At 64.7% G+C, this 13,588-nt stretch carries 11 protein-coding genes; 4 read left to right on the top strand and 7 right to left on the bottom strand.

Going from position 1 to position 13,588, the window contains the following annotated elements:
- Window positions 1-120: 120 nt before the first annotated feature.
- From IVA75_RS19645 to cysG, 5 genes are read right to left on the bottom strand one after another with little or no spacing between them, the layout of a single operon-like run.
- Window positions 121-852 (bottom strand): phosphoadenylyl-sulfate reductase, encoded by a 732-nt coding sequence (locus IVA75_RS19645; protein WP_247283730.1) that lies wholly within the window; start codon window positions 850-852, stop codon window positions 121-123.
- Window positions 849-1,364, bottom strand: a complete 516-nt coding sequence (locus tag IVA75_RS19640; RefSeq protein WP_247283721.1) for a DUF934 domain-containing protein — start codon at window positions 1,362-1,364, stop codon at window positions 849-851. Before IVA75_RS19640 ends, IVA75_RS19645 begins: the two co-directional genes overlap by 4 nt.
- Window positions 1,351-3,006 (bottom strand): nitrite/sulfite reductase, encoded by a 1,656-nt coding sequence (locus tag IVA75_RS19635; RefSeq protein WP_247283711.1) that lies wholly within the window; start codon window positions 3,004-3,006, stop codon window positions 1,351-1,353. The genes IVA75_RS19640 and IVA75_RS19635 overlap by 14 nt, the downstream gene beginning before the upstream one ends.
- A gap of 11 nt (window positions 3,007-3,017) precedes the next feature.
- A complete protein-coding gene (locus tag IVA75_RS19630; RefSeq protein ID WP_247283709.1) occupies window positions 3,018-3,335 on the bottom strand; it encodes a DUF2849 domain-containing protein in 318 nt (105 codons plus the stop codon).
- On the bottom strand, window positions 3,332-4,756 hold the full coding sequence (gene cysG, locus IVA75_RS19625) for a siroheme synthase CysG (RefSeq protein ID WP_247283707.1): 1,425 nt from the start codon (window positions 4,754-4,756) through the stop codon (window positions 3,332-3,334). The genes IVA75_RS19630 and cysG overlap by 4 nt, the downstream gene beginning before the upstream one ends.
- Window positions 4,757-5,001: 245 nt before the next feature.
- On the opposite strand from cysG, the gene cysD reads away from it, so the two are divergent.
- From cysD to IVA75_RS19610, 3 genes are all read left to right on the top strand, one after another.
- Window positions 5,002-5,796 (top strand): sulfate adenylyltransferase subunit CysD, encoded by a 795-nt coding sequence (gene cysD / locus IVA75_RS19620; protein WP_027570229.1) that lies wholly within the window; start codon window positions 5,002-5,004, stop codon window positions 5,794-5,796.
- A gap of 19 nt (window positions 5,797-5,815) precedes the next feature.
- The gene (gene cysC / locus IVA75_RS19615; protein ID WP_247283705.1) at window positions 5,816-7,732 is read left to right on the top strand and encodes an adenylyl-sulfate kinase; all 1,917 of its coding nucleotides are present in this window, start codon (window positions 5,816-5,818) and stop codon (window positions 7,730-7,732) included.
- A 286-nt stretch (window positions 7,733-8,018) separates the two neighbouring features.
- A complete protein-coding gene (locus IVA75_RS19610) occupies window positions 8,019-10,184 on the top strand; it encodes a malate synthase G (RefSeq protein ID WP_247283704.1) in 2,166 nt (721 codons plus the stop codon).
- A gap of 151 nt (window positions 10,185-10,335) precedes the next feature.
- Here IVA75_RS19610 and IVA75_RS19605 read toward each other — a convergent pair whose 3' ends face one another.
- Complete coding sequence (locus IVA75_RS19605; RefSeq protein ID WP_007599832.1) at window positions 10,336-10,491, bottom strand: Thivi_2564 family membrane protein; 156 nt, start codon at window positions 10,489-10,491, stop codon at window positions 10,336-10,338.
- Window positions 10,492-10,764: 273 nt separating this feature from the next.
- Between IVA75_RS19605 and IVA75_RS19600 the strand changes: the two genes are divergently transcribed.
- Window positions 10,765-12,858: a methyl-accepting chemotaxis protein gene (locus tag IVA75_RS19600; RefSeq protein WP_247283702.1), complete on the top strand. Its 2,094-nt coding sequence runs from the start codon at window positions 10,765-10,767 to the stop codon at window positions 12,856-12,858.
- Between the two features lie 75 nt (window positions 12,859-12,933).
- Here the strand turns inward: IVA75_RS19600 and IVA75_RS19595 are convergent, their stop codons facing one another.
- A complete protein-coding gene (locus tag IVA75_RS19595) occupies window positions 12,934-13,587 on the bottom strand; it encodes a DUF2865 domain-containing protein (RefSeq protein WP_247283700.1) in 654 nt (217 codons plus the stop codon).
- Between the last annotated feature and the right edge of the window lies 1 nt (window position 13,588).

The following is a 13,588-nucleotide window of genomic DNA, read 5'->3' as shown; positions in this document are numbered from 1 at the left end:
GTCCATCTCCATTCACATCAATGACGTCGGCGCCATCGATGGCAGGCATAACTCGGGTCGAAACGCGCTTAAGTCAACGGAACCGGATTTTCTTGTTCGTAGCAGGGCAGCGTGACCATGCTACGAAGTCTTCATCGTGTGGATGCCGCATTCCGTCTTGGCCCGGCCGCGCCAGCGACCGGCACGCTCATCCTCGCCTTCGGCCGTTCTGCTCGTGCAAGGCATACACCCAACCGACAGGAATCCGGACGCAACCAGAGGATGACGCGGCAATTTGGCACGGGCGAAGATCGCTTCGAGTTCCTCGCGCGAAACATTGGCGAAGGGATTGAACTTCAACCGTGCACCGTCGTCCTCGACCACCGGGATGCCGGCGCGCGCGCTGCCCTGGAAGCGCTTGCGGCCGTTGAGCCACGCATCGAACGGCTTCAGCGCCCGCGCCAACGGCTCGACCTTGCGAATACGGCAGCAGGCGTCGGGATCGGAGAACCAGAGGTCGCGGTCGGGATCCTCGCGCGACAGCGTCTCCTCGGCGGGCTTGATCGAGCGGACGTCCTTCAGGCCCAGCGTCGCGATCAGCGTGTCGCGATAGGTCAGCGTCTCCTCGAACAGCCAGCCGGTGTCGAGGAAGATCACCGGGATCGCCGGATCGACGTCGGCCATGACCTTCAGCAGCGTCGCCGATTCCGTGCCGAAGGACGACACCAGCGCGAGCTTGTCGCGACCGACCGTCTTCAACGCAGCGGCGATGATTTCGGCGGGCGAGGCATCGCGCAAGGCGCGATCGAGCTCCTCCGCCGAGGGCAGCGCCGAGACGGAGATTGACGACACCGGAGAGGCGATTGCGTTCACGTGCCGACACCCTCGGAATGACGCAGTTGCATGCGCCGGTGCAGCGCCGTGATCCGGCCGTCACCGGTGGGTTGGTAGAATACCGAGTAGCGCTTCGCGGTCTGCATGAAGGCTTCCGCGTCGGCCTGCTTCTTGACGTCGAAGGAATCGAAGCCCGCGCGCAGCATGAACACGAACTGGTCCCGCAGGATCTGGCCCGTCGCACGCAATTCGCCACGGTAATTGTAGCGCTCGCGCAGTAGCCGCGCCTGGCTGTAGGCACGTCCGTCGCGGAAGGTCGGGAACACCAGCGCGACGACGGCGATCTTGCCGAGATAGGGCACCAGCTCGGCGATGTCGCGATTGTTCGGCCAGATCACGCCGACCTTGCCGTTCCGCTTGAGCAACGTATCCGCCTCGCCCACGAAGCGTTCGGCCGGCACCAGGATGTCGCCGCCCTCGGGCAGCGGCGTGTCGACGGCGAGCTTGACGAAGCTGTCGTCGGCGATCTTTCCGCCGTTAACGAGTGGCATAAACGCGCTCCTTGAAGGGTTCGACGCCGAGGCGCTTTACGGTGTCCATGAACAGCTCTTCGGGCCGCTCGCGCAGCGCCAGATAAGCTTCCACGATGTCCTCGACGACGTCGGCGACCTCGTCGAACTTGACGCCGGGGCCGATCAGATTGCCGAGCGCTGCGCTTTCGTCGGCGCGCCCGCCGATGGTGATCTGGTAGACCTCCTCGCCGTTCTTCTCGACGCCGAGAATGCCGATGTGACCGACATGGTGATGGCCGCAGGCGTTGATGCAGCCGGAGATGTTGATGTGCAACCGGCCGATCAAATTGGCCAGCTCGTGATTGGCGAAACGCCGCGTCAGCTCCTGCGCGATCGGGATCGAGCGCGCATTGGCCAGCGAGCAGTAGTCGAGCCCCGGGCAGGCGATGATGTCGGTGATCAGATTGACGTTCGGCGTCGCGAGACCGAGCTTGTCGAGCGCCTTCCACAACGCCGGCAGGTCGCGCTTGGCAACGTGCGGCAAAGCGAGGTTCTGCTCGTGGCCGACGCGGATCTCCCCGAAGGAATATCTGTCGGCGAGATCGGCGAGCGCATCCATTTGCTCGGCGGTGGCATCGCCCGGAGGCGCGCCGATCGGCTTCAGCGAGATCGTGACAATGGAATAGCCCTGGACCTTGTGCGGGGCCACCGAGTTCTTGCGCCACGCCTCGAAATCCGGATCGGCCGCGGCCTGGCGCAGCTCGTCCGGATTGTGCGGCAGCTTCTCGTAGGCGGGATAGGTGAAGCGCGAGCGGATGTCCTCGACCACCTCGTCGTCGATCTGGAGCGAGGAGTTGCGGATGTGCTGCCACTCCTCCTCGACTTCGCGCGAGAACTTCTCGATGCCGAGCTCGTGCACCAGGATCTTGATGCGCGCCTTGTAGATGTTATCGCGGCGGCCGTACTGGTTGTAGACGCGCAGGATCGCTTCGATATAGCTGAGAATGTCGCGGCCATGCACGAAGTGCTTGATGGTCTTGCCGATGAACGGCGTGCGCCCGAGCCCGCCGCCGACCAGAACCTCGAAGCCGGTCTCGCCCTTCTCGTTCTTGATCAGCTTCAGCCCGATGTCGTGGATCTTGATCGCGGCGCGGTCGTGGTCCGACGCGGTGATCGCGATCTTGAACTTGCGCGGCAGGAACGAGAATTCCGGATGCAGCGTGGTGTGCTGGCGGATCAGCTCCGACCAGATGCGGGGATCCTCGATCTCGCCGGGCGCGACGCCGGCCCACTGGTCCGAGGTGACGTTGCGCATGTTGTTGCCGGAGGTCTGCATCGCATGGATGCCGACCTCGGCGAGATCGGCCAGCGCATCCGGCAGCTCGGCGAGCTTGATCCAGTTGAACTGGATGTTCTGCCGCGTCGTGAAATGGCCGTAGCCGCGGTCGTATTTGCGCGCGACGTGGGCGAGCGCCCGCAACTGGTTGGACGCCAGCGTCCCGTAGGGGATCGCGACCCGGAACATGTAGGCGTGCAGTTGCAGATAGACGCCGTTCTGCAGCCGCAGGATCTTGAACTCGTCCTCGGTGAGCTCGCCGGACAGGCGGCGCTTCACCTGGTCGCGGAATTCCGAGACGCGCTCGTTGACGAGCGTGCGGTCGATTTCGTCGTAAGCGTACATGAGAGAATGCCTTAAACCTGGACCGGCTGTCCGATGGTCACGCCGGTGCGGCGGATCTGTTCGCGCAGATTGCCGGGTTCGACCTTGCCGTCGGCGTCGACCTGTACCGGGGCGATATAGGGACCGATCGCGCCCACGTCATCGGCCACGGACTCCGCAAGCAACGCTTTCGCCTCGTCGGAGTTGCGCACGATCGCAGCTTCCGAGAGGTCGGCAGACCAGCCCTTGGCGGCGGTGCGGTACACCACGATGCCGTCCCAGGTGCGATTGGCGGTCACGACCGAGGGGCCGGCGATTTTGATCTTTTTCTGTTCAAGCGGGGAGGTCATTCGGCTGCATCCAATAGGTCAGAGATGATTTGCTTTGGGGTTTGGCGGCGAAGCGATCCGGCATGCCGGACCACATCGCCGATGATGAGAATGGCAGGCCCGCCATTGGTCCGTCGCACCAGCTCAGGCAGGTCGCGCAGCGTGCCGATCGCGCCTTGCGCATCGGGGCGCGTGACGCGGGCGAACACGCCGACCGGCGTCTCCGGCGAACGGCCGGCGGCAAACAGGCCAGCGCGTATAGCGGGCGCAGCCGTCATGCCCATGTAGACCACGACGGTCATCCTGGCGTCGGTCAGCGTCGACCAGTCCACGACTTCCGCGTCGCGCGCCTTGTGCGCGGTGAGGAAGGTGATGCGGGTTGCTTCGTGACGGTAGGTGAGCGGCACCTCGAAATCGGCGGCGCCACCAAGGCCTGCGGTAATGCCGGGAATGATCGAATAAGCAACGCCGGCAGCACGCAGCGCTTCGACTTCTTCGCCGCCACGGCCGAACACGAAGGGATCGCCGCCCTTCAGCCGCACCACACGCTGGCCGGATTGCGCGGCCTCGATCATACGCTTGTTGATGGCGTCCTGCCCGATGCCGGGCTTGCCGACGCGGCGGCCGACCGGCACACGCGTGGTGTCACGGCGGATGCGATCGAGAATTTCAGGCGAGACCAGCTCGTCGTGGAAGACGATATCGGCATCCTGGAGCGCGCGCAGCGCCTTGATGGTGAGCAAATCCGGATCACCTGGACCGGCGCCGACCAGCGCGACCGAGCCTTCCGGCTTGTCGGCCCGCGCGAAAGCGGATGGATCGGAAATCGCCTTGAGCGCTGCGTCCGCGTCGCCTTTGCGGCCGGCCAGAATGGCAGCGCCAATCGGGCCGTCGATGACGCGCTCCCAGAAGCGGCGGCGCAGCGGAAACTCGGCAATACGTTCGTTGATGGATTTACGGAAGCCGCCGATGAACTCGGCGAGTTCGCCGATGCGCGCCGGCAGCAGCGCCTCGATCTTCTCGCGCACGCGCCGCGCCACCACCGGCGACGTGCCGCCGGTGCCGACGGCGACCACGACATCGCCGCGATCGACGATCGCCGGAAAGATGAAGCTAGAATGCTCGAGATCGTCCATGACGTTGACGGGCAGGCCGAGCGCCTTGGCGCGGGCCGACATCGCCACGCCGACATCGCCTGCGCCGGCGCAAACGACGGCGATGATTCCCGAGAGATCGGCGGTCAAAGGATCGGCCGCCGCAATGTCGATACGCGCGGCGTCCTCGGAGCTCAGACCCAGGTCCTGATTGCCGTCGATCGCATGCACGCGAATGCGCGCACCGGCCGCAGTGAGCACGCGCAGCTTGGCGCGCAAAAGCTCACCCGCACCGATGAGGACCACCGGACCGGCGTTGAGATCGAGGAACACGGGCAAGAACCGCATACGATACTCGCTTCCCCCACATGCGGGGTTGACTGGAATTATTTTCTATATATGTGTCGTTTCGAGCGCGCAAAGAGAAAATTTTTTCTTCTCCCTTGCACCGCAACTATAGAATTTTCGCCTCCAAACGCAAAGTGGCAGAGATGCATCTTCTCAAGGACAATTCCACTGCTGGCGGGCTGAGCAGCCCCGCTCTCGCCGAGCGCGTGCCCGCGCAAGAATTTTCTGCCGACCTGGCACCGAGCATGGACCATCTCGACCAGCTCGAGGCCCAGAGCATCTACATCTTCCGCGAGGCTTTTGCCCGTTTGAAGAAGATCGCCCTGCTGTGGTCGCTCGGTAAGGACTCCAACGTCATGATCTGGCTGGCGCGCAAGGCGTTCTTCGGCCGTCTGCCGTTCCCGGCCCTCCATGTCGACACCGGCAAGAAGTTTCCGGAGATGTATCGCTTTCGCGATCACTACGGCAAGGAATGGGATCTCGATCTGCGCGTCGAGCCCTGCCCGCCGATTGATGCCGTCGACCCAACGCTGCCGCCCGCCGCCCGTTCCGCCGCGCGCAAGACCGAGGGCCTCAAGATGGCGCTCGGCAAATACGGTTTCGACGGCCTGATCGCCGGCATTCGCCGCGACGAGGAGGCGACGCGCGCCAAGGAGCGCGTGTTCTCTCCGCGCGGCCTGGAGGGCAATTGGGACGTGCGCGACCAGCCGCCGGAGTTCTGGGATCATTTCAATGCGTCGCCGCCGCAAGGCGCGCATTTGCGCATCCATCCGATCCTGCATTGGACCGAGTCCGATATCTGGGCCTACACCAAGCGCGAGAACATCCCGATCATCCCGCTGTATCTGTCGCAAAACGGCAAGCGCTATCGCTCGCTGGGCGATCAGGACATCACCAATCCGGTCGCCTCAAACGCGTCGAACATCGACGAGATCCTGATCGAGCTCGAGCAGACCAAGGTGCCGGAACGTTCCGGTCGTGCGCTCGACCACGAGACCGAGGACGCTTTCGAGCGCCTGCGCGTCGCCGGCTATCTCTGATCAAGGACGCGAGCGTCGTATGAACATGATCGTCACCCCCGCATCGCCTGCGACCCCGAACGGCACCACGCGTCCGCAGGTCCGCATCGTCATCGTCGGCCATGTCGACCACGGCAAGTCGACGCTGGTCGGCCGCCTCTTGCACGAGACCGGCAGCCTGCCCGACGGCAAGCTCGACATGCTCAAGGCCGTCAGCGCGCGGCGCGGCATGCCGTTCGAATGGTCGTTCCTGCTCGACGCGCTGCAGACCGAGCGCGACCAGGGCATTACTATCGACACGACGCAGATCCGCTTCCGCACCAATTCGCGCGACATCGTGCTGATCGACGCACCCGGCCACGCCGAATTCCTGCGCAACATGATCACCGGCGCCTCGCAGGCCGACGGCGCGGTGCTGATCATCGACGCGCTCGAAGGCGTGCGCGATCAGACAAGGCGGCACGGCTATCTCCTGCATCTGCTCGGCGTGAAGCAGGTCGCGGTCGTCGTCAACAAGATGGACCGCGTCGACTTCTCCGCCGAGCGCTTCAAGGACATCAGCGACGAGATCTCGGCGCATCTGCAAGGTCTCGGTGTGAAGCCCACGGCCGTGATCCCGATTTCCGCCCGCGACGGCGACGGCGTCGCCGAGCGCACCGACCGCATCGGCTGGTACAAGGGTCCGACCGTGGTCGAGGCGCTTGATGGACTCGAGCCGGCGCGGCCGCTCGAAGCGCTGGCGCTGCGCCTGCCGGTGCAGGCGATCTACAAATTCGACGATCGCCGCATCGTTGCGGGCCGGATCGAATCCGGCAACCTGGTCGCCGGCGACGAAATCGTGATCATGCCCGCCGGCAAGATCGCCAGGATCAAGACGGTCGAGAGCTGGCCGGTGACGCCGGTCGCGGGCCGACAGGGTGCGGGCCGCTCGGTCGGCATCACGCTCGACCGCGAGCTGTTCCTCGAACGCGGCGATATCATCGCGCATACGAACAGCGCGCCGCGCGAGACGCGGCGGCTGCGCGCACGGATCTTCTGGCTGCACGACAAGCCGCTGGCCAAGGGCGACCAGCTCCTGGTTCGCTGCGGACCGAAGGAAAGCCGCGCCACCGTCGTCGCAATCGAGAAGGCGGTCGATCCGGGCGAGCTGTCGAGCGTCGAGAACAAGGCGATCGGGCGCAACCATGTCGGCGAGATCGACATTTCCCTTTCGAATCCGATTGCCACCGATCCCTACACGGAGAATCCGCGCACCGGCCGTCTCGTGATCGAGGTGTCCGGGCGCATCGCCGGCGGCGGTCTCGTGCTGTCGGTCGATGCCGGCCAGCGCGCCGTGCCCGTCGACATCGTGCCGGTGGAATCCGCGCTGCGGCCCGACGAACGCTCCGCGCGCTATCGTCACAACGGCGCCGTGGTCTGGCTCACCGGCCTCCCCGCTTCCGGCAAGTCGACTCTCGCAAAAGCGCTGGAGCGGCGGCTGTTCAGCAATGGCGGCTCGCCGATCCTGCTCGACGGCGATACGCTACGCGCCGGGCTCAACAGCGATCTCGGCTTCTCGACCGCCGATCGCAGCGAGAACATCCGGCGTCTCGCTGAAGTCGCGACGCATCTCGCCCGCAACGGCCACATCGCCATTGTCGCCGCCGTCTCGCCCGCCCGCGAGGACCGCGCCACCGCGCGCCGCATCGCCGACACTTCGTTCCGCGAGATCCACGTCGCGACGCCTGCGGAAATTTGCGAGGAGCGCGACCCCAAGGGCCACTACAAGAAGGCCCGCGCCGGCACGCTCGCGTCGTTCACCGGCATCCTCAACGACTACGAGACGCCGCAAGCCGCTGAGCTCGTGATCGACACCTCGATGCGGACGGTCGCCGAGGCGGCGGACGAGATCGAACGGATGCTCAAGACGACCGGCGTGCTGTTCGACGAACTCGTGGACCTCGCCGCGAATATTTGAGCCGGGCTGCTGCCCCGCTGTCGTCGCCCGGCTTGACCGGGCGACCCAGTATTCCACCGACTGCAGTGATTCAGCCCAGAGGCCTCGGCGACTGGATTCCCCGCCTTCGCGGGGAATGACACCGTGCGTCCCCCACCTCGCCTTGACATTTTGACAACTTTTGGGGGCCTTCTCACGGCCCCGATTTTGGGGCTAATAAGACCCCGAAAGCCGCTCTTGGAGCGCATTTTGCTGCTGTCGGGTCAAAAGCAGCCAAAAACAGCCATTTCCAACGAGAAAGCCCATCATGAAACGCGTCGACGCCCACGGATTGAAGATTGCTCCCGTCCTGTTCGATTTCATCGCCAAGGAAGCGGCCCCGAAGACGGGAATCGCGCCGGATGCGTTCTGGGCCGGGCTTGCCGCCATCATCAAGGAGCTGGGCCCGAAGAACCGCGCGCTGCTGGCGGTGCGCGACACGCTGCAGGCCAAGATCGACGACTGGCACCGCGCCAACAAGGGCAAGGCGTTCGACCTCAACGCCTATACCGCCTTCCTGAAGGAGATCGGCTATCTCGTCCCGGAGCCGGCGACGCAGAAGGTCGAGACCACCAATGTGGACGAGGAGATCGGCAAGATCTGCGGCCCGCAGCTGGTCGTGCCCCTGACCAACGCACGCTACGCGCTGAATGCGGCGAATGCGCGCTGGGGCTCGCTCTATGACGCCTTCTACGGCACCGACGCGATCCCGCATGATCCGTCCGAGAGCGGCAAGGGCTACAACAAGGCGCGCGGCGACAAGGTGATCGCAAAAGCGAAAGCCTTCCTAGATGCCGCCGTGCCGTTGGCGACCGGCAGTCACACCGACGTCACCGCCTATAGCGTGGTCGCAGGCCAGCTCGCGGTGAAGCTGAAGAGCGGCAACGCCACCGCGCTGAAGAACGCCGCGCAATTCGCGGGCTTCCAGGGCGACGCAGCCGCACCGAGCGCGGTGCTGCTCGCCAACAACGGCCTGCATGTCGAGGTGAAGATCGACCGCAGCAGCGCGATCGGCAACGACGATCCGGCCGGCGTTGCGGACATGGTCATGGAGTCCGCGGTCTCCACGATTCTCGACATGGAAGACTCGGTCGCGGCCGTCGATGCCGAGGACAAGGTGCTGGTCTATCGCAACACGCTCGGCCTGATGAACGGCACGCTGTCGGCCGATTTCGAGAAGGGCGGCAAGACGCTGACGCGCTCGCTCAATGCCGATCGCAGCTACAAGACGCCTGACGGCAAGGGCGAGATCAAGCTGCACGGCCGCAGCCTGCTGCTGATGCGCAATTGCGGTCACCACATGTTCACCGACGCGGTGCTGGACGACAAGGGCGAGGAAATTCCGGAAGGCCTGCTCGACGCCGCCGTCTCCGGGCTTCTTGCCGTGCATGATCTGAAAGGCAACTCCAAGGTCAAGAACAGCCGCACGGGATCTGCCTATATCGTCAAGCCGAAGATGCACGGCCCCGACGAGGTGTCGCTGACCTGCGAGATCTTCGACCGCGTCGAGAAGATGCTGTCGCTGCCCGAGAACACGCTCAAGGTCGGCATCATGGACGAGGAGCGGCGCACCACCGTCAACCTCAAGGCCTGCATCCAGCGCGCCTCCAAGCGCATCATGTTCATCAACACCGGCTTCCTCGACCGTACCGGCGACGAGATCCACACCTCGATGGAGGCGGGTCCGATGATCCGCAAGAACGAGATGAAGGCGCAGCCCTGGATCAAGTCCTATGAGGATTGGAACGTCGACATGGGCCTGACCTGTGGCCTGCCCGGCCATGCCCAGATCGGCAAGGGCATGTGGGCCGCGCCCGACAAGATGGCGGACATGCTGGCCCAGAAGCTTGCCCATCCGCAGGCCGGCGCCACCACCGCCTGGGTGCCCTCGCCGACGGCCGCGACGCTGCACGCGCTGCACTACCACCAGGTCAACGTCACCGCGCGCCAGCAGGAGCTCGCCAAGGGCGGCCCACGCGCGAAGCTCGAAGACATCCTCACCATCCCGGTGTCGAAATCGAACTGGGCACCCGACGACGTCAAGCAGGAGATCGACAACAACTGCCAGGGCATTCTGGGCTATGTCGTGCGCTGGATCGACCAGGGAGTCGGCTGCTCCAAGGTGCCTGACATTCACGACGTCGGCCTGATGGAAGACCGTGCCACCTTGCGCATTTCCAGCCAGCACCTCGCCAACTGGCTGCACCAGGGCGTCATCACTGAGGCGCAGGTGATGGAATCGCTCAAGCGCATGGCGGTCGTCGTCGACAAGCAGAATGCGGGCGATCCCATCTACAAGCCGATGGCGCCCGCCTTCGACGGCACGGCCTTCAAGGCGGCTAGCGACCTCATCTTCAAGGGGCGCGAGCAGCCGAACGGCTACACCGAATACATCCTCACCGCCCGCCGCCGCGAGGCCAAAGCGGCGGGGTAGGCCCGAATAACCGAGCACCAAAGCCCCGGCTCACGCCGGGGCTTTTTTGTTGGAGCCGTAGCCCGGATGGAGCGAAGTGTAATCCGGGGCCGCTATGGTTTGGGGCAAGACCCGGATTGCGCTGCGATCCGTCCGGGCTACGAAAGCCCGGCTAGAACACGGCCAGATATTTCAGCAGCGACACGATGCCGATGATGATGACGACGACGCGCGCGATCTGCTTGGCGCGGCCGTCCATCGGCAGCATGTTGATGAGGTAAAGTACGAGAATGACGACGAGAAAGGTGACGAGTACGCCGACCAGCATCGCTAGGACCCCCTTTAGGCAAAATTGCTGACAGTCTCCTAACGCGCAACTCCCGGCTTGGTTCCATCGACGCAACCCTCTGCAACTTCTAGTAAATACGTACTTCTACCGTCAGCCGGCCTGCCTAAAACTTTACCCTTTTCCTTTCAGATGCAGTCACCGTTTGGGCCCTGAGCCACAAACGGCATGCGATTGCCTGGTCTTGCGTGCGCCCACTTTTCCGATGTTGCCGGGCGACTTCACGCACTTTGTAATGGGAATTGGGGGACTTCGATGCTGAATCGTCTGACCGTATCCGCGCTGCTGAAGGCGGTGATCGCGATCACGTCGGTCTGCGTGGTGATCGCACTCTCGCTCACCGCCTACGAGTCCTGGGATCGCCTGAAGACCGCCAACCGCATCTCGCAGATCGCCGACACGTCCGCCGATCTGTTCAAGGCGATGCACAATCTGCGCACCGACCGCTCGACCACGGTCCGCCTCCTGAACGCGACCGAGCCGATGGACGGCGAGATCGAGAAATATCTGCGCGCCCTGCGCGATGCCCAAATGCCCGCCATGGCGCGCGCGATCGAGCTGCTGCCGACCATCGACTTTCCGCAATCGGGTACGCTGGTACCGGAGCTCGCGCGCCTCTACAAGCTGCTGATCGAGGAGCAGAAGCAGTTCTGGGAGGATGTGGCCAAGCCGAAGGACCAGCGCCGCGCCGGCCTGCCCAAGGAATACATGGAGACGACACAGGGCCTGCTCGACACGCTCGACAAGCTTTCGAACACGTTGGCCGCCACCGTCAATCACCTGGACGCCGCGATCGACCAGTTCCTGTCGATCAAGCAGAACGCCTGGCTGCTCCGCAACACCGCGGGTGAGGCGTCGCTGATCGTCTCGACCGGGCTGGCCGCCGGCAAGATCACCCCGGAAGGCCGCTACGCCTATACCCAACATGTCGGCGGCACGAGCGCGATGTGGAAGGCGCTGGAGGTGTCGACGTCCGGCATGCAGTTGCCGGCGGGGCTCGCTTCCGCGATGGCCTCTGCAAAGTCCTCTTATTTCGAGCCGCAATATCTGGCCTTGCGCGACCGTCTCGCGGACGCGCTGGTCAAGGGTGAGAAGCCCGAGATGACGGCGAACCAATGGAGCCCGCTCACGGTCGGTCGCATGGCGAGCGCGGTCGCAGTGGCAGAAGGTGCGCTCGATGCTGCCAAGATCCACACGCAGGAGCAGCGCGGCGCCGCACAGCGCGCGCTGATCGTACAGCTTACGCTGCTGGCGCTCGCTATCGGCCTTGCCGTCGGCGCGATCATGCTGGTCAGCCGCCGCGTCATCACCCCGCTCAACACCATTCGCGACGCCATGCTCAAGGTCGCCGGCGGCGATCTTGCCGTCGACAGCGGCTATCTCGACCGCAACGACGAGATCGGCGCGCTTGCCGGCGCGCTGGAGACCTTCAAGCAGCAGGCCAACGAGAAGCTCACGATCGAGGCGCAGGAGCGCGAACGCAATGCGGGCGCCTCGGCGCGCCAGCGCGCGGTCGAGACCTATGTCGGCGAGTTCGAGGGCGCGGTGCGCAAAACGCTCGGCGAATTGAGCGAAGCCTCCGGTGAAATGCGCAAGACCTCGGGCGATCTCTCCGCGGTATCGCGGCAGACCAACGACCGCGTGCAGGTCGCGGGCAAGGCCTCCAATGACGCGTCCATGAGCGTCGACAGCGTCGCCGCCGCCGCGGAGGAGCTCAGCGCCTCGATCAACGACATCAGCCAGCAGGCCGCGCATGCCGCAGGCATCGCCAGCCGCGCCGTGACCCAGGCGCGCGACACCGACGGCACGGTCCAGGGACTTCAGAAGTCGGCCGGCCGCATCGGCGAGGTTGTCGGCCTGATCAACACCATTGCGCAGCAGACCAATTTGCTCGCGCTCAACGCCACGATCGAGGCGGCCCGCGCAGGCGAAGCGGGGCGCGGCTTTGCCGTGGTCGCCTCCGAGGTGAAGTCGCTGGCGAGCCAGACGGCCAAGGCAACCGAGGAGATCTCCGAGCAGATCGCCGACATCCAGAAGGTCGCGGGCGATGCCATCAGCGCGATCCAGACCATCGGCGGCATCATCGGCGAAGTGAACGAGGTTGCGACCGCGATCGCCGCCGCCGTGCAGGAGCAGGGAGCGGCCACGCAAGAGATCACCCGCAGCACCCAGTTTGCGGCGCAGGGCACCAAGAACGTCTCGGACAACATCACCGGCGTCAAATCCGATGCCGACGCTGCCGCAGCCGCCGCTGACAACGTAAAACACGCCTCCGAGATGCTTGAGAGCCAGAGCCGCCAGCTCGGCCATGAGGTCAGCGACTTCCTCGGCAAGATCCGCGCGGCGTAGCGTAGTCCGTTAAAGAGAGAGCCGCGCCCCACACCCTCAACGTCGTCCTGGCTTTCGCCAGGACGACGTTGAGGGCTACTCCTTCGCCACTACTGGCACTTGGCGGAATCTTGCGCGCACCGAATCCGGCAACGGGGAGAAATTCATCGCGACACCGCGGCGGTCGTTCGCATTGCGGCTGGCGACCACCAGACCGTCGGCGCCCGCGACGATGTCGCCCTTGCGCAAGGTGGGATCGTCGTCGACCTTGACCTGAGCGAGCCCGACCGGATCTTTGCCGTTGCAGGTGCAGCCTGCGACAATCTCATTGCGATAGCGGAACGCGTTGGGCAGGTCGGAATATGATTTCCCCTTGTCCGTCGTCGCGTCCTCGATGTTGCCGCCATAGACCAGCGAGGTCTCCGAGGCCGGACAGAAGCTCTTGCAGGATTGCGCCTTGCTCTCGGAATCATTTCCCTGCGCCGGGAAATAACGTCCGTCGCAGCCGCGCACGCAATAGGCCGTGCCGCCGCCGTAGGAGGCCCGCTGGCGCGGCGTGTCGTAGCGCGGCATGTCATCGGTCTGGAACGGCATGCGAATCTCTGGCGCCGCCCGCCCGCGGAAGCCGCCGAACAGGGCCGAGAAAAAGTCCTCCGCATGGGCCGATGGGGTCAGCGCGAGGCCGAAGGAGGCAACGGCGACGAATGCCGCCGCGCCACCGGCGAGTTTGCCGATCGAACGTCTCTTCATG

It is taken from the genome of Bradyrhizobium sp. 134 (assembly GCF_023074155.1).
Classification (GTDB): Bacteria; Pseudomonadota; Alphaproteobacteria; order Rhizobiales; family Xanthobacteraceae; genus Bradyrhizobium.
The sequence above is the reverse complement of the archived record's forward strand: the minus strand, read 5'-3'. Positions and strand labels throughout refer to the sequence as shown.